The organism is Psychrobacter namhaensis (assembly GCF_016107545.1).
Lineage (GTDB): Bacteria > Pseudomonadota > Gammaproteobacteria > Pseudomonadales > Moraxellaceae > Psychrobacter > Psychrobacter namhaensis.
In genome coordinates, this window is sequence record NZ_JABASS010000001.1 from 156,819 (window position 1) to 177,573 (window position 20,755).

16 protein-coding genes are annotated in these 20,755 nt (G+C 44.5%); 2 read left to right on the top strand and 14 right to left on the bottom strand.

All coding sequences use genetic code 11. The features are described from left to right. Positions 1–19: 19 nt before the first annotated feature. The 10 genes from JFC06_RS00560 to JFC06_RS00605 all read right to left on the bottom strand — a co-directional run bounded on the left by JFC06_RS00560 (position 20) and on the right by JFC06_RS00605 (position 12,840). Positions 20–1,870: an ABC transporter ATP-binding protein gene (locus JFC06_RS00560; RefSeq protein ID WP_227670191.1), complete on the bottom strand. Its 1,851-nt coding sequence runs from the start codon at positions 1,868–1,870 to the stop codon at positions 20–22. 22 nt (positions 1,871–1,892) lie between these two features. Next, positions 1,893–2,672, bottom strand: coding sequence for a DUF4145 domain-containing protein (locus JFC06_RS00565; RefSeq protein ID WP_198333569.1), 780 nt, complete (start codon positions 2,670–2,672; stop codon positions 1,893–1,895). Positions 2,673–2,694: 22 nt separating this feature from the next. Beyond that, on the bottom strand, positions 2,695–3,957 hold the full coding sequence (prpF, locus tag JFC06_RS00570) for a 2-methylaconitate cis-trans isomerase PrpF (protein ID WP_193004966.1): 1,263 nt from the start codon (positions 3,955–3,957) through the stop codon (positions 2,695–2,697). Positions 3,958–4,032: 75 nt separating this feature from the next. Beyond that, complete coding sequence (locus JFC06_RS00575) at positions 4,033–4,293, bottom strand: Txe/YoeB family addiction module toxin (protein ID WP_198333570.1); 261 nt, start codon at positions 4,291–4,293, stop codon at positions 4,033–4,035. Between the two features lie 35 nt (positions 4,294–4,328). Beyond that, positions 4,329–4,643, bottom strand: a complete 315-nt coding sequence (locus JFC06_RS00580; RefSeq protein WP_193004967.1) for a type II toxin-antitoxin system Phd/YefM family antitoxin — start codon at positions 4,641–4,643, stop codon at positions 4,329–4,331. Positions 4,644–4,836: 193 nt separating this feature from the next. Beyond that, positions 4,837–7,470 (bottom strand): Fe/S-dependent 2-methylisocitrate dehydratase AcnD, encoded by a 2,634-nt coding sequence (gene acnD, locus JFC06_RS00585; protein ID WP_193005059.1) that lies wholly within the window; start codon positions 7,468–7,470, stop codon positions 4,837–4,839. 313 nt (positions 7,471–7,783) lie between these two features. Next, a complete protein-coding gene (gene prpC, locus JFC06_RS00590) occupies positions 7,784–8,923 on the bottom strand; it encodes a bifunctional 2-methylcitrate synthase/citrate synthase (protein WP_198333571.1) in 1,140 nt (379 codons plus the stop codon). 98 nt (positions 8,924–9,021) lie between these two features. Continuing rightward, entirely contained in the window at positions 9,022–9,915 is an 894-nt protein-coding gene (gene prpB / locus JFC06_RS00595) for a methylisocitrate lyase (RefSeq protein ID WP_193004969.1), read from the bottom strand. Positions 9,916–10,268: 353 nt separating this feature from the next. Next, on the bottom strand, positions 10,269–11,540 hold the full coding sequence (locus tag JFC06_RS00600) for an NRAMP family divalent metal transporter (RefSeq protein ID WP_198333572.1): 1,272 nt from the start codon (positions 11,538–11,540) through the stop codon (positions 10,269–10,271). A gap of 277 nt (positions 11,541–11,817) precedes the next feature. Further along, positions 11,818–12,840: a LysR family transcriptional regulator gene (locus JFC06_RS00605; RefSeq protein WP_193004972.1), complete on the bottom strand. Its 1,023-nt coding sequence runs from the start codon at positions 12,838–12,840 to the stop codon at positions 11,818–11,820. A 230-nt stretch (positions 12,841–13,070) separates the two neighbouring features. Here JFC06_RS00605 and JFC06_RS00610 point away from each other — a divergent pair, with 230 nt between their 5' ends. Further along, positions 13,071–14,108: a hypothetical protein gene (locus JFC06_RS00610; protein WP_198333573.1), complete on the top strand. Its 1,038-nt coding sequence runs from the start codon at positions 13,071–13,073 to the stop codon at positions 14,106–14,108. Between the two features lie 95 nt (positions 14,109–14,203). Here JFC06_RS00610 and JFC06_RS00615 read toward each other — a convergent pair whose 3' ends face one another. Continuing rightward, the gene (locus JFC06_RS00615; RefSeq protein WP_198333574.1) at positions 14,204–15,478 is read right to left on the bottom strand and encodes a tyrosine-type recombinase/integrase; all 1,275 of its coding nucleotides are present in this window, start codon (positions 15,476–15,478) and stop codon (positions 14,204–14,206) included. Positions 15,479–16,560: 1,082 nt separating this feature from the next. Continuing rightward, positions 16,561–17,319, bottom strand: a complete 759-nt coding sequence (gene truC / locus JFC06_RS00620; RefSeq protein ID WP_198333575.1) for a tRNA pseudouridine(65) synthase TruC — start codon at positions 17,317–17,319, stop codon at positions 16,561–16,563. Positions 17,320–17,610: 291 nt separating this feature from the next. Between truC and JFC06_RS00625 the strand changes: the two genes are divergently transcribed. Continuing rightward, positions 17,611–18,582, top strand: coding sequence for a hypothetical protein (locus tag JFC06_RS00625; RefSeq protein WP_198333576.1), 972 nt, complete (start codon positions 17,611–17,613; stop codon positions 18,580–18,582). Positions 18,583–18,737: 155 nt separating this feature from the next. On the opposite strand, the gene JFC06_RS00630 is transcribed toward JFC06_RS00625, so the two are convergent. Together JFC06_RS00630 and JFC06_RS00635 are read right to left on the bottom strand one after the other, a co-directional pair. Further along, a complete protein-coding gene (locus tag JFC06_RS00630) occupies positions 18,738–19,865 on the bottom strand; it encodes a zinc-binding dehydrogenase (RefSeq protein ID WP_198333577.1) in 1,128 nt (375 codons plus the stop codon). Between the two features lie 40 nt (positions 19,866–19,905). After that, positions 19,906–20,583, bottom strand: coding sequence for a glutathione S-transferase family protein (locus JFC06_RS00635; protein ID WP_198333578.1), 678 nt, complete (start codon positions 20,581–20,583; stop codon positions 19,906–19,908). Between the last annotated feature and the right edge of the window lie 172 nt (positions 20,584–20,755).

Genomic DNA, 20,755 nt, shown 5'->3' on the forward strand with positions numbered 1-20,755 from the left:
ATAACGATTTAGACACGCATTAACCATGCAAGGTTTGACTGATCTTGTCCAAGTTTAAGCTGTCAGACATGGCACTAAATATATCAAAATACTTGCCGCCTTTTTGATATAGCGCCTCGTGAGTACCTGTCTCTACCACTTGGCCGTTTTCTATCACGACAAGGTCGTCAGCGTCGATGATTTGCGCGATATTGTGCGAGACCATAATGACCGTACGGTCTTTTTTGATTAAATCCAAGCTTTTTTTGACTTGTTGGCTGGCGATGGCATCCAGACTGGCAGTCGGCTCATCCAAAAACACAATAGGCGGGTCTTTTAAGAACATTCTTGCCAGTGCGATACGCTGCTGTTGACCACCCGACAAAGATTTTGCCGTACTGTCATAGCCATCCGCCAGCTTGGTGATTTGCTCATGAATGGAGGCTTTTTTGGCAGCCACAATGATATCCTCGATGCTGGCATTCATATTGCCATAGCGGATATTTTCACTGATGGTCCCTGAAAAAATATGATTGCTTTGTAGCACCAAACCGATGTGCTGGCGTAATTCATGGGTGTCACAATCCGCTAAATCGTGCCCATCTAGCAAGATCTTGCCAGCGTCTGGCTCATAGAACTTCACAAGCAGGCTAATAATCGTACTCTTGCCAGCGCCGCTTAATCCGACCAAAGCGGTAATGCGATTGGGTTTAATGGTAAAGCTGACGTCTTTTAGCGCTTGCGTGCCATTGGGATAAGTAAAATCAACGTTTTTCAGCTCAATGTGACCTTTTAAATCTTGGTTTTTTATACCATCAACATTTTCGACTTGGCTTTCATCTTCTAAAATATCAAAAAATCCTTCGGCATAAGTGAGGGCATTATTGATCTGATCATAGATGCGATGCAGCTGACGAATTGGCGCGGCGACGTTCTGAAACAGCATGACGTGAAATAAAATCATGCCGATGGTCATTTCACCTTGCAGCACAAAATAAGCGGTAAGCAGAATAATGACCACCACACCAATCTGTTCGATAAAGGTTTTTATGGCATCATAAATAAAACCAATACTGCGAATACGCAGCTGATTGTCGGTCATCTCTTTTTGAATAGCTAAATGTTTCTCAGCCTCAATCGACTCACGGACAAAGGATTTCACCACGCTGATAGAGTTAATGAGCGAGATCACCAAACCGCTCTTGGCTTCGCGGTATCCACGCATCTGTCGCCGAAATCCTTGTAGGCGCTTTGCCTGTTTTTGACTGATAAAAAAGTAAATCGGGATGATGATCAGGCCGACCAAACCTATCCAAACGTTGGTCGAAAACATAATAATGAGTGAGACAATCGCACTGGCAAACAGCGGTAACATATCGATAAAGAAGTTTTGTACTAGGGTGGTTAGGCTACTGACACCATAATCGATACGAGTTTGCAGTTTTCCACTGTCATTTTCGCTACTGGTATAAAACGCCATACGATATGTAAGAATCCGCTCGATGATTTTTTGTGACAAGTCTCGAGAGAGGTTGATGCGAATCTTTTCACCAAAAAACCGCTGCCCAAACGAGATGAATATCGACAGTATCTCTTTGGTCAGGAGGACCGCGCTGATGATCGTTAACATGCGTACGCCAGCTGCCCAAGGCTCGGACAAGGTGGCGATTTCGGTCAAGGTGTCGACCGCGTAGCGCAGCACAAAGGCATTGACCTGCGCGGTAAAGGAGCCAAGCACCGTTAATATCAAGGTTGCCACAATTAAGCCTTTGTAAGGCGCGGCAAAGACGGCCAGATTTTTGAGAATATCCCATAGCAAAGCCCGCCGTTCTTTCTTTTCGATTGGAGGATTCTTGTCTAAGGGAACACGGCGTGGTGGGGTGGTTGGCATAAAACCTTATTATAACATTACATTAGTTACTAAGAATTCTGCTTTTTATTGGACCTCTAGATTTATTTATATTTTGTGCCAGTCTATTTAAATTGTTAGTAGGGGGCGCATACACCTGAGAGAGAATGTATTCAATCAGTTCGTAAGCATCCATAGTATTATTTGGAGTTAATTCCTCACCTGAATGACTCCCAGCGTTACCCAACCATTTCACAGCCTCAAGATGCTCTTTTATAGTTTGATATTTATCTGGTAGATGGTCCTCGATCCTACTATGTAAAGATATTTTTTTACTTCCATCTTTTTTAGAATACAGATTTACACCTTGATCTGTAAGAATACCTTCAATAGCTATTCTTACTAAATTAGCTGCTGCAGAAGGAGAAGTAAAAAACAATTCAAATGACTGGTTGAGGATTTTTTTGATATCAGTAGGCGTATCTTCTGGGATAATAATTAAATTGAGATTGGGATGAAAAAATAACGGTCGATAATAATCATCCCACTCTTGATATTGTTGTCCATAATCATCAACATCTATATCGAAACCCACACTTCCATGTCCTGTACATAGTACCTTGCCTTCACATCTATCGTTATTACATTCAAAGACACAGTTAAAAATATACTCAATCCACTCTGGTTCAAAATCGGGATGTTTCTGCATCTCATCTAAGTCACAGGTTGTATATTCTTTAAAACTATCTTTCTGAATACGTAGAAGTCCAATATTACACTTAGGACAATTATAATCAGGTGAGTTGTCTAAGGTAAATTTCTGCTTATATAGAGTTCTATTCATCTCCTAATACCTTATTCACTGTTTAGAAGGCATCCGCTGGCACAAATACCGCGCCTACCATGATACGGCGCGCAGAGCGGCTCATGGATACTTTTTTGGCCTGCCAGCGACCGTCAACTTGTTCAGTCTTGCCACCTACTAGCAAGGTACCCGATGGATGACCAAAACGCACTTCATCAAGCTGCTTTTCAGATTGGCCACCACCAGCGGCTTCGTTGACCAATGTCCCTTGCGTGGTTGCTGCTGCGGCAATTGCCACCGCTGCCGTGCCCATCATGGCATGATGTAACTGCCCCATGCTCATTGCCCGCACGACCAAATCAATCTCGCTTGCTTCGACTGGTTTACCACTCGATGCGGTGTAGCTCTGCGACTTGCCAACCCAAGCGATTTTAGGGATATGCTGGCTAGTTTGCGCCTCACTTTCGTCTTTAAATAAGCCCATAGCGACCCCGCCACGCGCACGGATTTTTTCTAGCTTGGTTAGTAGCTCATCATTGCTATTAATATCGCTTTGCAACTCGGTGCCTGTAAAGCCTAAATCCTCTGCGCGCATAAAGATAGTCGGAATGCCCGCGCTGATAAAGGTTGCTTTGACACGATCAGCTTTTAGACCACAGCCAGAAACATCAAAGTCATCGACCAAGTTGTTTGTTGGGAACATATCACTTGATGAGTCGACCGGATCAATAAACTCAATCTTGACCTCAGCGGCAGGGAAGGTGACACCGTCTAACTCAAAGTCGCCTGTTTCTTGAACCTGTACTTTATCATTTACATCTTTATAGACTGGCACATGCGCAATAATCGTTTTGCCGATGTTTTCTTGCCAAATACGCACTTCGCAAATACCGCTATCAGCGTTTTCATGAATGCTATTAGCAATTTTATCGGCAGCGACCAGACCCATATTAATAGCACACGCACCCACTGCTGCGGTCAAGTTGCCACAGTTACCCGCCCAATCTATCATCGGCTTTGCGATATTGACCTGTCCAAACAGATAATTCACGTCATGATCTGATTTTTCAGAGGCGGACAAAATGACCGTCTTTGAAGTGCTAGAGCTGCCATTGCCCAAACCATCGATCTGCTTGCCATAAGGATCAGGGCTACCGATGACGCGCAAGAGGAAGTTATCGCGCGACGCGCCAGCCACTTGGCAACGCACAGGTAAGTCGGATAACTTAAAGAACGTGCCTTTTGAGGTGCCTCCACGCATATAAGTAGCAGGGACGGAGACTTGTGGGGCAAAAGAGGGGGTTGGTGAAGTGGTTTGGGTCACTGTGTTAAATCCTTTTTAAGTTGTAATATGATTAGGTGTCATCGATAAATAAGTACGAACGACTAAGACATGACGTTAATAATGATAGCGACAAGAAATAACGGTCAAATAGTTATCATCGACGGTATATACCAACCGATTGGCGTCATCGATGCGTCTGGACCAAAATCCTGATAGGTTTTCTTTTAGGGGTTCAGGCTTGCCAATGCCATCAAACGGACTGCGTTTGCAGTCGGTGATAAGTTTATTGATACGTTTGAGTGTTTTTTTGTCTTGTGTCTGCCAATACAAGTAATCTTTCCACGCCGCATCTGTCCATGCTAATTGCTCACTCACTATCAAACCCTTTGACTATATGAAAATTTTTGCGTTCAAGCGTTCTCAATGTCGCCATCTGCACGCTCATTGTCATCACTGCTATTACTTTCGTCTGTTATATCAATCAGCTCATGCGTGACGGTTTTGCCAGCTTGATATTGCGCAATAGATTCCGCTAAGTGCGCGGCATTGGCAGGAGATTTGAGCAGATAGACGGTTTCCATCAGGCTATTGTAATAATCAAGCGACATAACAACCGCATCATCAGCGTCACGTCGAGTGACAATAGTGGCATTGGCGTCGTCATTGACGGTGTCTAGCACCGATTTTAGGTGCTTTCTGGCTTCTGAAAAACTAACGACCCTCATGATATACTCCATAAATTGTACATTATATTGTACATGTTACGCCATTGGTGAGGCAAACTCAATATTTAGCTGACCTCGATACTTAGATATTAGTAAAAAGGCTCAGTTTAGAGGTTGCAAGCAAACAAAAACCGATGTCATATAACTACGCTATACAACATCGGCTCCTTATATACTCATAGAATGCTAAAAATTACGCAATATCTAAGGTCCCTTCGATAAACTCTTTGGCAAAGCGCTGTAGCATACCGCCCGCGTTGTACATTTTGACTTCATCTGCTGTATCAAGGCGACAGATAATAGGCGCTTCCGTCTTGCTACCGTCAGCACGGTTGATGACTAAGGTCATGAGCCCGCCAGCCGATACATCACCAATGACATCAAATATTTCTGTACCATCTATATTTAAAGTATCGCGGGTGGTTCCTTTTTCAAACTGTAGTGGTAGGGCGCCCATACCAACCAAGTTTTGGCGATGGATACGCTCAAAGTCTTCAGCGACAACCACTTCCACGCCTGCTAAACGTACGCCTTTGGCAGCCCAGTCACGGCTTGACCCTTGACCATAGCCATCACCTGCGATGATAATCAGTGGCTGCTCACGGTTCATGTAGGTCTCAATCGCTTCCCACATACGCATGACTTGGCCCTCTGGTTCAACACGGGCGTATGACCCTTGAACGATCTCACCATTATCGTCGCGTACCATCTCATTGAGTAGTTTTGGGTTGGCAAAAGTAGCACGCTGCGCGGTCAAATGATCACCGCGATGGGTCGCATAAGAGTTGTAGTCCTCAGCAGGTAGGCCCATGGTATCAAGATACTCGCCAGCCGCGGAATCACCTAAGATAGCATTAGAAGGTGACAAGTGATCGGTGGTGATGTTGTCTCCTAATACCGCTAACGGACGCAGACCGGTGAGTGCATTTTTCTTGGCCATTTTGCCTTCCCAATACGGTGGGCGACGGATATATGTGGTCATCTCTCGCCAGTCATATAGCGGACTTAAGGCTTTACCCGTGTCTTTTTTGGCTTCATCAAACATTGGGATGTAAACGGCATTAAATTGTTCAGGCTTGACAGCGGCGGCAACGATAGCATCCACTTCATCATCATCGAACCAGATGTCTTTTAGATACACGTCATTACCGTCCTGATCTTGACCCAACGCGTCTTTTTCGATATCAAAACGAATGTTACCCGCGATGGCATAAGCGATGACCAATGGTGGCGATGCTAAGAATGCTTGCTTGGCATAAGGATGGATACGACCATCGAAGTTACGGTTGCCAGACAGCACCGCTGTGGTAAATAAATCGTTATCGATGATTTCTTTTTCGATATCAGGATCAAGCGCACCGCTCATGCCGTTACACGTGGTACAGGCAAAACCGACCACATCAAAGCCGATTTCTTGTAGCTCAGGCATCAGGCCTGCTTCTTCTAGGTACATTTTTACGGTTTTTGAGCCAGGGGCTAGCGAGGACTTCACCCACGGCTTGCGCAATAAGCCTTTGGCATTGGCGTTACGGGCGACGAGGCCTGCGGCAACCATGTTGCGTGGGTTTGAGGTGTTGGTACAGCTGGTAATAGCAGCAATAATAACCGCGCCATCTGGCATAAGCCCGTCTTTTGGTTCAGGCAGTTTTTCATCAGCACCATGCGCAATACCTTTGGCAACCAAATCTGTGGTAGAGACACGGGCATGCGGGCGTGAAGGCCCTGCCATGTTGCGCACGACCGATGACAAGTCAAACTCAAGTACGCGTGCGTACTCAGCGTTTTCCATGCCATCAGCCCATAGGCCTGTCTGCTTGGCATATTGCTCAACCAATTTAATTTGATCTTCACTACGACCCGTCAGACGTAAATAGTCGATGGTTTGCTCATCGATATAAAACATGGCCGCCGTTGCGCCATATTCAGGCGTCATATTAGAGATAGAGGCACGGTCGCCTACTGTCAGCTGGCGCGCGCCTTCACCGAAGAATTCAATATAAGTAGAGACCACGCCTGCATCGCGCAAAAACTCGGTCATGGCAAGCACCAAATCCGTGCCCGTAATGCCTTTTTGCAATTTGCCCGTTAATTTGACGCCAACGTAGTCTGGCAAGCGCATATAAGATGGGTTGCCGAGCATCACGCTTTCGGCCTCAAGTCCGCCCACACCGATTGAAATAACGCCTAACGCATCGACCATTGGTGTGTGGCTGTCCGTACCGACCAAAGTATCAGCAAAAGCAACTTCTTCACCGGCTTTGTTCTGTACGACTTGGACGACAGGTGACATTTTCTCTAGGTTGATCTGATGCATGATGCCGTTGCCAGGTGGTACGACATTGACGTTATCAAAGGCATACTGACACCAGTTGATAAAATGAAAGCGGTCATCGTTACGGCGCTCTTCGATGGCACGGTTTTTTTCAAAAGCGTCTTCTTCAAAACCGCCGTGCTCAACGGCCAATGAGTGATCTACGATCAGCTGGGTCGGCACAATTGGATTTACTTTAGAGGGATCACCGCCTTGCTCAGCAATGGCATCACGTAAGCCCGCCAAATCAACAAAGGCCGTCTGACCCAAGATATCATGACAAACGACGCGCGCTGGATACCAAGGAAAATCAAGGTCTTGCTTGCGATCGATATGCTGCTTAAGCGCTTTCGTCAAATCCTCTGGTGGACAGCGGCGAACGAGGTTTTCGCACAAGACTTTTGAGCAGAACGGGAGCTTGTCATAGGTGCCCGCTTCAATACTCTCGACAGCAGCGCGTGTGTCAAAATAATAAAGATCCGTTCCCGGAAGTGGCTTTTTGAATGAGTCATTCATGGGTTGTACGAGGGCGTTGTCCATAAGTCACCTTTGGCTGTTGGCTGATTTGAATTAATACTCGAGTGTCAAACTTTACAATGACGTAAAAGCGTTATGTTTTAGCAAAACCCGCTATGTCACCATTCATACTAGTAGGCTTTGCTAAAAAATATCATGGGAAATTAGAAAGACGCGGTTGCAAAGTTATATGAATAAGGTTACCTAAAAAGGATGAGCGTGTGACGATCCAGCCTAAACCTTGATACAGGCGGCAAAGCTGGGTCGTCATACGTCTATCAGCCAGCACCATCGCTAGCCGATAGTAACAAATCTAACGCGCACTCATATCTGGTACAGGACGCAACTCTTCGCCAGTATATTCGGCACTTGGGCGAATGATACGGTTATTGGCACGTTGCTCAAACACGTGTGCCGCCCAGCCAGTTAAGCGTGAACAGACAAAGATTGGGGTAAATAGCTTGGTTGGGATACCCATAAAGTGATAAGCAGACGCATGGAAAAAGTCAGCATTACAGAACAGTTTTTTCTCGCGCCACATCACTTCTTCACAGCGTACTGATACAGGGTATAACACCTCGTCACCAACGTCAGCGGCCAGTTTTTCAGCCCATTCTTTAATCACCACGTTACGCGGATCTGATTCGCTGTAGATGGCATGACCAAAGCCCATGATTTTATCTTTACGCGCCAGCATACCCATCATCTCGGTTTCGGCTTCATCAGGTGAACTGAAACCTTCGATCATGTCCATGGCTGCTTCATTGGCACCGCCATGCAGCGGTCCTCGTAGTGAGCCAATCGCGCCGGTAATGCAAGAATGAATGTCAGATAGGGTAGAGGCACACACGCGCGCGGTAAAGGTCGAGGCGTTAAACTCGTGCTCTGCATACAAAATGAGTGAAACGTTCATGACTTTTTCATGGAGCTCATTTGGTTTTTCACCTTTGAGCAGATGCAAGAAGTGCCCGCCAATGGTGTCATCATCAGTGTCAGTCTCGATACGTACGTTGTCGTGGCTAAAGCGATACCAGTAGTTAATGATCGATGGGAACGCTGCCAGCATACGGTCAGTTTGATCATTTTGCTGAGAAAAGTCAGTTTCAGTCTCAAGGTTGCCAAGCATTGAGCAGCCAGTACGCAGCACGTCCATTGGATGGGCGCTGGCAGGAATGCGCTCAAGCACGTCTTTCAGCGCTTGCGGTAGGCCGCGCAGTTTTTTTAGCTTGGCTTGATAAGCGTCTAATTCACTTTGCGTGGGTAAGTTGCCATAAAGCAGCAAATACGCCACTTCCTCAAAAATACATTTGTCCGCCAGCTCTGATACGTCATAGCCACGATAGGTCAATCCAGATCCTGATTTACCCACGGTAGATAGGGCGGTCTTGCCCGCGACTTGCCCGCGAAGACCTGCGCCTGACAATACTTTTGCTGATTGGTTTTGTGCTGCCATGTTTCCATTCCTTTTGTTGGTAGCTTTTTAACGGGTTATTACAATGGATTAAAAAACAGTGTCACTTAACATTGTCACTTAAAAAACGCTGCTTATGATCATTTATTATCGGCAAACAGCTTGTCTAGTGTTTGCTCAAACTCATGGTAATTTAAGAAATCATACAGCTCCATACGGGTCTGCATGGTATCGACGACTTGTTGTTGCGTGCCATCCTTCAACAGATGCTGATAAACGTTTAAAGCCGCTTTATTCATCGCACGGAATGCTGATAGGGGGTACAACACCATATCGACCCCCACACTGTATAGCTGGTCAGTGGTATATAGGTCAGTCTGACCAAACTCTGTCATGTTTGCGAGTACTGGGATATCGAGTACGTCTGTAAACTTACGATACATCTCAATATCGGTTAGGGCTTCGGCAAAGATCATATCAGCACCGGCATCGGCAAAGGCCACCGCACGCTCAACAGCCGCATCCAGCCCTTCGACAGACAGCGCATCAGTACGTGCCATCACCACAAAATCAGGGTCAGTTTTGGCGTCTAATGCGGCTTTTAGGCGATCCACCATCTCTGAGATGCTGACGATTTCTTTATTTGGGCGATGACCACAGCGCTTCTGCGCCACTTGGTCTTCGATATGTACAGCCGCCACGCCCGCTTTTTCCATCTTTTTGATGGTTTGAGCGATATTGAACGCACCACCAAAACCCGTATCGATATCAACCAACAAGGGCGTATCGACGGCATCGGTGATTCGGCGCGCATCTTCTAGGACGTTATCAAGGCTGGTCATACCAAGATCAGGCAGACCAAACGACGCATTTGCCACGCCAGCACCCGAGAGATACAACGCCTTATGACCGACTTGGGTCGCCATCATCGCAGTATAAGCATTAATGGCACCAGCGATTTGTAGGGGTTGGTTGTTGTCGTTTTTTTGGGTCAGGGCACTGCGAAAGCGGGCGCCTGCTGAAGGTAATGTCATGTCTTAATCCTTACATGGAGGGGTGATTATTCTCGTTATTGGGATTGATTATACCCAATTATCGATGACGGCAAAGCGATGTTTTCTTAGTATTGATTAATCTATTTTAATAATTAATTTAATTAAAATAATACTATTTATTTATCAAATAGCATTATCCACAATACAGTGATTCATATAAGGCACTATTCGTATTACTAAAACGCCAGAATTTTTTACTACCAAATTTTTACATTTAGTTACAAATAGGAAGACGTATTGATTGAATGCTCAAAGTTCTCAGGCAGAAAAAAGCCCTTGTAGCGAGGCTAAAAGGGCTTTTTGTCTAAGGTCAAATATCTAGATTGCTTGTCTTAGCCAAACAAACCGGCAAGATTGGCCAAAAACAGGAGCGCAAAACCTGCCAAGAAAATCAAACCGGCAATCGACAACGCATTCATGCCAAAGGATAGCTTTTTATGTTTGGTGACCAGTGAATAGTTTAACCAACCAAAGATAGGGGCCGAAACAAACGCTGATATCATCGCAAACTTGAGCATTGCACCTAATTGGCCAGTAAAGAAGGTGATAATAACCAACCCGCCACCGATGGCATAAGTCGTCCAAAAGGCAATTTGTTTTTTGTTTATCTCCTTCTCGCCTTTGAGCAAACGCCAGCACTCAGCGTTGGCACGGCCATAACCATCAGCACAGGTGATCGTGGTGCCAAACATACACATAAAGGCGACGAAGGCGACCAGCAGTTTGGACCATTCACCGATGGTCGCCGTATACATGTTGATCAACTGGTTGATATAAGCGCCGCCAACCAGCTCAATCTCTTGCCCTGAGCCATATTGGACAAACACGCCTAAAGATAAGAAAAACAACGCCAAAATCGCTGAGACAGTGTAACCCACATTAAAATCAAGCAAACCTTGGCGGTGCGTGGTGTGATCGGCTTTGACTTTGGCAGACGTCCACATAGACGTAATCGCAGCAAATTCAAGGGGCGCTGGCATCCAGCCCATCAGAGCCACGATAAACCCTAAAGTCGCTAGGTTCCAAGGCGAAACAACGACAAAATCAGCAGCCATCACCGTCGGCTTGCCCGCAGCAATAATAACGGCGGCAACCGTCGCTGTCGTCAGAGCAATCATAATCCATTTGGTCACGCCATCAAGCAGCTTGTAATGTCCAGCAATCAAAAAGAACCACGACACGGCAACGATGATGACAGACAAAGCCATCGTTGATAGACCCAAGGAAGCTGGCAGCATAAAGCCCAATATCACCGCAGCGATCAGCGATACCGCGCCCGTACTGATCACGGCTGAAAGTATGGATAGAATAAAATATATCCAAAGATATACCTTGGAGCGTTTGGCGTAACCAGCGATTAAGCTTTCGCCTGTATCGTAAACATAGTCGGTGGCAAATCGAAAAAATGGATACTTAAAAACGTTGGCTAAAACAATCATAATAGCCAACTGCCACCCATATATGGCACCAGCCTGTGTGGATGAAATCAAATGCGAGCCACCAATAGCTGCCGTCGCCATCAAAATACCGGGACCAAAGATGCGCCAACTAAAGCCTTCCTGGCTGGCAGCGCTATCAAGGTTGTGTGTTCGTTGTGCAGTCATAAATACCTCAAATTATAGCAAGCGACACCCTATCACTGTCCTGTGATAGGGTGCCTGCAACTAGAACAGTAATAAGAAAGAGAGAATTAAAAAACAAAAAGAAACATCTAGCAGCGACTTTAGCACACCTATAATGATACGAGATAATGATTATTTTCATTAATAAGACAAACGAAAGGTTACATATAGCGTCTATTGTTTAATTTTTCTTTACTAAATACAGTCAGTATAAGATTACATGGACAATAACCGCGTATTTCAAGACTCTCTTTATTTATTAGGTAAATTGCTGACGTCGATAGGTGATACCGCGCTGCTCATAAACATGATAAATCGCGGTCAGCAAATCGGGTATGTTGGGATGAACAAAATCTTTGAGGGTATGCAAATAGATAGGGGAGGTAACGTTTTCATGCACCAAACGTTGATAGCTAATTTGTTCGGTACGTACCGTTTGTAGGCTGGCAGGGACAAGCGTAATCCCTTCACCCGCAGCCACTAAGCCTAGGGCTACTTGTAAGTCACTCACCGTCGTGGTTATAAAGGGTGAAATACCGTATTGTGCAAACAAGTGCAGCAAAGGCTCGGTAATCGGCTGGCTAAGCACGGCCTGCTCGTTGTTGGCACGGCTGGTTTTTGTACCAGGAGTGAGGGCTGAGAGATTACCTTTGGTTGACTTCGGTTTTGTGACGGTGGTTGATATCGGCAAGTGGGTTTGATGGTACAAAATCAGGCGGTTATTTGCCAAGTCTATCAAGCGCTGTTCACGTACGTGGGCTAACGCATGCGCTTTGGGCAGGGCCACCACATAACGCTCATGGCGCAGTAGTATTTGCTGAATCCATGGATCTTGGTGAGCGAAGCGCCCAAAACCGATGTCAATGTCGCCAGATTTGAGCGCGTCCATTTGCTGATAGGAGCTAATATCTTTGAGATTGACTTCGATGTCAGGGCTGGACTGCTTTAGCATGGCGATGACTTCAGGAAGCAACCCATAAAGCACAGAGGGGACAAAGCCGATGTTTAAGATAGGACTTGGTGCGGATAACCGCTGGGTCATGCTGGTGACAGTGTCAATCTCTGTCAAGATGGCGCTGATTTTATCGTAAAAGAATGCCCCAGCCTCGGTCAGATGCAATGGTCTGTGGTAACGGTCAATCAATTCCACACCCATATCTGTCTCGAGCTGTTTGAGCAAACGACTCAAGCTCGGTTGTGACAATCCCGTTTGGGCTGCTGCCGCGCTAAAACTGCGCAAATTTGCGATGGCAATAAATGCATTAAGTTGTTTTAAGTCCATATTCTTAAACCTGTTAGCTATCTACTGTCTCTATTTTTTAGGGTAACGATCGTATGTTTTTAGATATCATTTACAGATATGAGATCGATCAAATAAATTGTGCTTGAAGATAGTGAGGCGAGCAACTATATTGTTTGCCATCGATATTGTTACATTTTAGCAAAAAATATAATAACTCTATTTTAGCCGTCATCTAATACCAGCAAAATCAACTGGTTTGGTAACCTTCTATGAGCGACAAAGAAAAAGATATTGCAACGGATTTTGAGGAAAAACTGGCGGAAATTGCCAGTAAAAAATCGCGTTATCGTAATCGAACCAAAAATAATATCTATGAACGCTTTATCAGTCGGGTTCACAGTGATGAGGACGGTGAAAAAGACAATAGCGACACTGACAATTTTTTTGCCGATAAGTCTTTCAGTACAAATAATCCTGAACCATTTGCCAATCAAGATAATGATAGAAAAGGGCAGTTTGACGCCACAGGTACAACCACTACAACAACAGACGTGACCTTTGATTTTTCAGATGAGTCTCCAGATCAAGACACGTTTAAATCAGAACCGCTAATAAAAAAAGAGACAAAATATACCGACAGCTCTTTAGACAACAGCGATTTAGATGACGATCTATTTAATATCAATTTTGATGATGATCTCAATCACACCAATCAAGCCACAGAACCAGCTTCGCCTATGTGTTCTGATACTGACGAAACCGCTCATAAACTTGATGATGACACTCACTTAGACACTCAAGATGTGCCAATACAACCCACTATTAAAGAAGTAGCGCCAGCACATGACAATGATAAGCTGGCGAGTCACAAAAAATCGCTGATTATGGGTATGGTAGTTGGTTCATTACTGATTGGTATTGTCGTCGCGATACTGATTTTTACAGGGGTGCTGTCACCTTCAGCGCAGAGCGACGCGCTCCATGCAGCTGAGACAAGTACGAATAATGAGGTAGCAACTGATCCTGTAGCCGTGGTTAGTACCGCTGCCCCAACTACGGTAGATAAGCCGCTGCTTGCTGATACCAGCCCTGATAGTCTCCCAACCGTTGAGCCACAACAGGGCAGCTTAACGAATGATGACCCTCAAGGAGCGGTCAATAATAGTACGGCTGCAACACCAGCAGCCATCGACAATGGCCTAGATAACTTAGATAGCTTAGATCAATCAGAGACTCAGCCCGCCATCACGTACGAGGACTTTAGAGAAGAGTCGCAGACCACGTTATATCGTGAAACCAATGATTAGTACGCTAATCAATTATCCTAAGTCGAATGGCTTATCAGAACCTACGATAGCCAGCTGGCAGGTCACACTTTGAGGCTGTCATTACATAAAATGCACTAGACCTCTTTAGCAGAGCCTCGAAGACTATCTATATAGTCTGCCCACGCTTGCATCATTTTTACCCGACTATCGATCTCATCGAGTCTATTGTAAGCGCCGCCATGTGTGTCTTTGATTCTATGACCCAGCTGCAGCTCGGTGACGATGTCTGAATAACGCAGCTCTGGCTGCTCCATCAATAAGGTTTTGGCAGAAGCCCGAAAGCCATGCGCGCACTGCACATCTTTGTAGCCAAGCCGATGAAACACCTGCACCAGCGCCGCTTTGCTAATATAAGCATTGTTTGAGGCGCGCGCCGATGCAAAGACGTATTCCTGATGACCGCTGATGGATTGAAGGTGTCGTAAGCGCTCAATCACTTGCGTGGCTAAAGGCACCACTAAGTGCGAAACCATATCATCACGACCTTCGCCTTTGGTAGGGGAGAACGCCCATAGGCTGCTGTCCCAATCAATATCCTGCCAGCGCATCGAGCGCAAATCGATACTACGAACAAACACATAAGGCAGTAAATTCATGGCCTCTAGTGTCATCTTGCTTGCGCCTTTGAAGTCAGACATGTCCTTTAACAGAGTCGCGAATTGATCTGGCTTGGTAATGGCTGGCAAGTGATTGCCGGAATTGGCAGGTGCCAGCTCACCGCGCGTATCAATCGCCACATTTCTATCACACAATCCTCGCGCGACAGCAAATGAGAATACTTTCTCGGTATATAGCCGAGTACTGGCGCCAACAAAGGCTGCTTGGTTTTTATTGTTTTGAATTGCCTCGCAGACGCTTAATATCATCTCGCTGGTGATATCGTTCATTCTCAGGTCGCCAATCTCTTGGCACATGTATCCTAGACACAAATCCCAAAATTTGAGGGTCGACTCACTAAACGCAGATTTTTTAGATTTTCTGTGATGACCTGCGGTCTTATGATCCCGCCACGCTTGTGCAATTTCAGAAAACGTGGCGTTTTTTAGGTGCGCATATTTATTCACTTGCTCTTTTTGCTGAATCGCTTTGGGGTCAGATCCTTTAGCAACCGTAGCAAGTATGGTCTCTGCTTGATACTTAACCTCAGACAAACTGATGTCATCCACCTTACCAAGCATCATTCGCGGTCGTTTGCCGCCAATATGCGGATGCGCATACCGTAGGTAGTATTCTTTTTTGCCATTTGGAGAGATACGAATGCTTAATCCAGACACGCCTGAAACACTGACCGAATAGTCTTTATCTCGGCATTCAAGCTTACTAATGTCATATGCAGTATCGACAGCCATGATATGTACCCGTAACCATCATAAATGGTGATAAATAAGGAGAGCGAAGATTATTGTCTCTTTGCTAATTATGCGTAAATTGAGAAGATGCTTTGCACAGATCTTATTACTTATTAAAAAGTGTCTTTTAAAAAATACATAGAATTTTTTGGACACCAAGGTGGACACCTAAATTATAGATTATTTGATTGAAAGCTTTTAATCGTAGGTTTTATAAGAAATATTATCCCCAAAGTGAACCTTGGGGATAATTGTACCACAATGAATGAATAGGGAGTAGATTGCGTGTTCAATAGGCTATATCTTGGATTAAACAGGATTTTAACGGCTTTTGTATGCAGATAATTTGGGTTCTTGTCATCTGCATGCTTTATAGGGCAATAGATTGAAGGTATATTTTATAATATTTATGCTCGCGTACGTGCATATAATTTATGAATCAGGGTGATAGTAGGGTTCTGTGCAAATTTGGAAGGCATTACTTTAGGGTCTAATTTTGATATAGCCGCCTAGAATAACTCAGTAAGAGTAGAGGTATTAGAAAATAAAGAAAAAGTGTTCGCCAAATGTGGCAATGGTTACTTCTGTCAGCTCAGTTCCTTCTGTATGTAAATTTTACACAAAAAACTAGGTAGATAGAATGCTTATATGGATTACGCTTTATATTCTTCTTTGCTTGTTCTTTAGGTGGCTTATATTCTCTAATTCTAGTATGGCAGAGAGGCTTGGCTCTCGGGGTTGGACTCCAGACCAAAACAAACTCTACTTTTCAATTATGTGGTTATTTTCAACCTTTGTATTTCTGTTTGGGATATTCAACAGTAATTTTCGTAACTCCTTTTTATTAGAGTATTTATTTTAAAGCTAGATTTCTATATAGCGCACCGCTCACGCGTAAAACATGTGTGTGGTAAGTACACCATAAAGTACATCGTGACTATTTCAGCGTGTCAAAACGTTGTTACCAGTAGCCTACAATCAAAGCTTCAAGTCCTCCTAGGGGCGTGAAGCTCTGATTGTAACGCCAAACCTTCAACTCCTTTGAAGGGAGTTTCTAAGATAAACCCTAAATTTTACACGGCTTATTTTTTAGTGCTCTCTACCCAAGAAAACTCTTCCATAATGCGTATCCATTGATCGTCTAATTCCGCTGTTAGCAACAACGGCTCACCAGTGACTGGATGGCTGAGCGCTAAAGTCTGAGCATGTAGCAGCATACGCGCGCAGTCATATTGCGTACGAAAAAATCGATTGTGCCGTCCATCGCCGTGGCTGGTATCACCCACGATGTGATGGAATAAATGTCTCATGTGCCGACGCAGCTGATGCTTGCGCCCGGTCTCGGGGGTTAAGCGCATTAGACTATAGCGGGTAGTATCATGCTTTTTTGACACTGCAAATGGCAGCTCAATCTGTGCCAAACGTCGCCAATGGGTCACTGCCTCTTGAGCGGGTTTGTCCAAATTGGCGAATTTATCAGCAATGGCATCGGGCTTAAAACTCAACGCATAATCAACGGTACCTTGCTCTGGCATAAAGCCGCGCACCACAGCTAAATACTGCTTGGTTACCTTGTGTTCAGTAAAAGCCTCGGTAAGGCTGCGCGCCACAGCGGAGCTCTTAGCAAACAACAATACGCCTGATGTAGGTTTGTCTAACCGATGTACCGGAAATATATGGCAACCTACCGCATCACGGGTGAGTTGCATGGCAAAGCGCGTCTCGCCTTTGTCCAGCCAACTACGATGCACCAAGAGACCAGCCTCTTTATTAATCGCTACCAAAAATTCATCCTCATAGATGATTTCTACTTGGTTAGCGGTGCCGCTTTCGATATCCATATTTTCAGTACCCATACTTTAAATATGGATATTATATATTTGCTGGCTTTTATATGTGTTCTTTTTATTGCGCCTGTCGTGGCATAATAAATTTGCACTGTGTTTTTAGAAAAAATACGCTCGCGTACGCGCATAGAATTAACTTATAAGGGTGATGGTAGGGTTCTGTGTAAAAAATAATATGCTCAATTTACAATCAATTGTTTACAATGATATTGTTTGGTGGGATTATTTGAAAATGGAATCAAATAAGATTTTACACACTATTACTAATACTCTGATGAACCAAAAATGAAACCAATAATCATTGATGCTGCAACAATATATGATCCTGCTAGACTCTTGGCTGTATTAGCTTCCGTTGATATACGATATTCAGAGATTTGGGTTTCGCAGCGTTATGATCATTTTAAAGAGAAGGATTTTTTAACTGGATGGGGAACTGAAGATCGAATTGGAATTCTTCCGGCTCGTGACGGTAGCTATAAGGCGAAACCTTTATCTATTCCATCGATTGATGAAAAATTAAACCCTACTCATTGTGATACTGGACCCAAAATACTGCGATGGGCACTAGACAAAGGAATGGTTGTCCCAAAAGACCTGTTTAAGTTCGAAGAACTAGCTATCGAATTAGAAAAAGAGAATCGTATAAATCATTTATCAGAAGCCATCATGTTAGGTGCCCCATATGCTTATGACACAAGAGCTGGTAAAGAGTGGACAAAAAGTTATCTAGAAAAAACAGGTCAAAAAGTTTTAGGTCCTGAATTTGCTTGGCGATTAGAGCCTTACGGTATTGGTCATGGTCTTGGCCTAATTTTGGCTGCATCCAAAGAGTATTCCGCAGAACCATTTTTCAGCCACCCATTTTTTCAAGATGGTAATTCAACGCATAACTACACATATTACAAACGTGACCAAATAATTGGTACGTTTTCAGATTCACATTTAAGCCAGGATAAGCAAGATATTGATTTAGGTAGTTCGATAATTGAAGCTAAGAATCTTTTAAAAAGCCCTGAAACAATCTCACTTGCTGAGGTAGCATTTTATTTGAATCAAAAAGAGCGTATTGATTCTATCACTGGAATTATTACCGCATCAAAAATTATTGAAAGCCGAGGAAAAGATATTGGTATTATTGCAAGCAAGTATGCTGGTACTGTAGCTGCTGATACAATACTATTCGGAGGTGTTCCTGTAACAACTTCTATGGTATCGCTATATGATATCGGCACTAGGTTCTTTAAATCCAAATAAAAAAGATAGATTCAATATTAACGACCAACAAATGTTGTATAATGACGACAAAGCCTTCGTATTCTTTATTATTCTCCTTTTACAATAAGCACAAAAAAAAGCAGATATCTTAGATGTCTGCTTTTTATATTTAAATATAGCTTTTTAACTCATTATTAGCCCTGAGGCGTGATCAAGTACTTCTCACCAGTCGCTTGCTTGCCATAAGCTTTGATGGACTCTAAGTGCAGCGCTTCTTCTAGCGTCACTTCATGCGTGTAGCTGCTTGCAAAGGTGGTAGTGATTTCTTCTGCAACCCGCTTACGCATTGACTTAACCGTTTCAGCACCCAGTTTGCCAAGGGCATTGAACAATAAGAAGCCATTGACGCCCCAAGCAAAACCGAAGTTACGATTGATCGTAATAGGGCCACGGTCTAATGCGCCATAAATATATGCTTGTTTGAACGTGTTTGAGCCATAAACGTTGTATTCTTCCACATCACGGGTAATGGCCGCTTCCATGCAGTTTAGGATGTCACTGGTTAACTTCCCGCCACCAACGGGATCAAATGATATGGTAGCACCTGTCTCGACAATCGCTGCGGTTAAGTCCGCTGTGAACGACTCGCTGCTTGAGTTGACCACATATTTTGCGCCCATATAACGCAACAGTTTTTCTTGTTCTTCTTTACGTACGATGTTGATTAGATCAATCCCATCCGCCATACAAATGCGATTGAGCATTTGCCCAAGGCTGGACGCCGCTGCCGCATGAATGATGGCTTTATGGCCTTCAGCGCGCATGGTTTCGACCATCGCCAGTGAGGTAAGGGGGTTCACAAAAGACGAGGCCGCCTCTTTTGCCGTGGTGCCTTCTGTCATTTCTAGACAGCTTTTGACATGGACACAGTGATACTTACGATACGTACCGCCGCCAATCACAGCCACCACTTTACCCATCAAAGCTTGCGCTGCTGGCGAAGAACCTGCTGCGACAACCGTACCTGCGCCTTCGTTGCCCACAGGCGTGTCTTTATTCACCCGTGTTTTTAGGGCTGGCATGAATTTCGCGGGTACATCAGCGGTAATGACAGGGCTGTCATCGGTGCCCGACTGTACGGCAGTTGACATGTCAGCAGCGCTAAACATGACCCCAAAGTCAGAGGGGTTCAATGGTGCCGCTTCGATGCGCACAACCACTTCATCGGCACCGGGCTGCGGCATGTCGATATCTTTTAAAGACAAGGTGAGTTTGTTGTCGTCACTGATGGTTGAAACCAGTTGCTTATTTTTATCGGTCATAATTTTGCTCCTGCATTATTAATATTTATTTTAAATAATCTTATTTAGGCTGCGCCGCCTGTATCTGGGCTTTCACGTGTGTCATAAATTCAGGCATATTGGCCAAGCGGTCTGCTTCTATTTTTTGAGCAATATCAGATTGGCTCATGGTGTCACTCCATTCTTTCATGCCAGGTATTTCTGCCAACACGTCCCAGTCAAACTGGGTTGAGGCACAGGCTTTGACCACGACATTCACATAGTGCATATAGATGTCGGCCATTGTGAGCTCTTTACCGGCAATCCACGGCGAAAACTGGCATAAGCGATTGAGAGCAGGGATGCCGCGTGTGAGTACTTGACGCACTTCTTCTTTGACGGCGTCAGGGGCGTTGGTGCCTGAAAACACATAAGGAATGAGGCGGCGGCTTGGCAATTCAAAATACAGCTCTGCTATCTTCATGATTTGCCGCACAATTGCACGCTCTGTCGCCAATTTTGGATATAGCGGTATGGTAGGGTAGGACTCTTCTATGAAGTCGCAAATGACGCTCGACTCTGAGAGGGTCATACCTTCATCCGTTGTAATAGCAGGCACTTTACCGACTGGGTTGATGGACAGCAGCGCATCGCTACCAGCGTAAATAAGGTTTTCTTGAAATGGCAACGCTTTGTACAACAGAGCGTGTTTCACTATATTGTAGTAGTTGCTTGCAGGGAAACCGTGCAAAGTAATCATAAATTATTTTTCTATTATTGATGGATGGGTTTTTTAGGATTAACGTTAAATCTGACTATATTATTACTGTTTTTAGTACCGTTATATATAGCACAAATTGTGAATCACTCTTGCTTTTAAGACAATAATAAAGCCAAAATGCTTAATGATTGATACTGACATGTTAGTCATC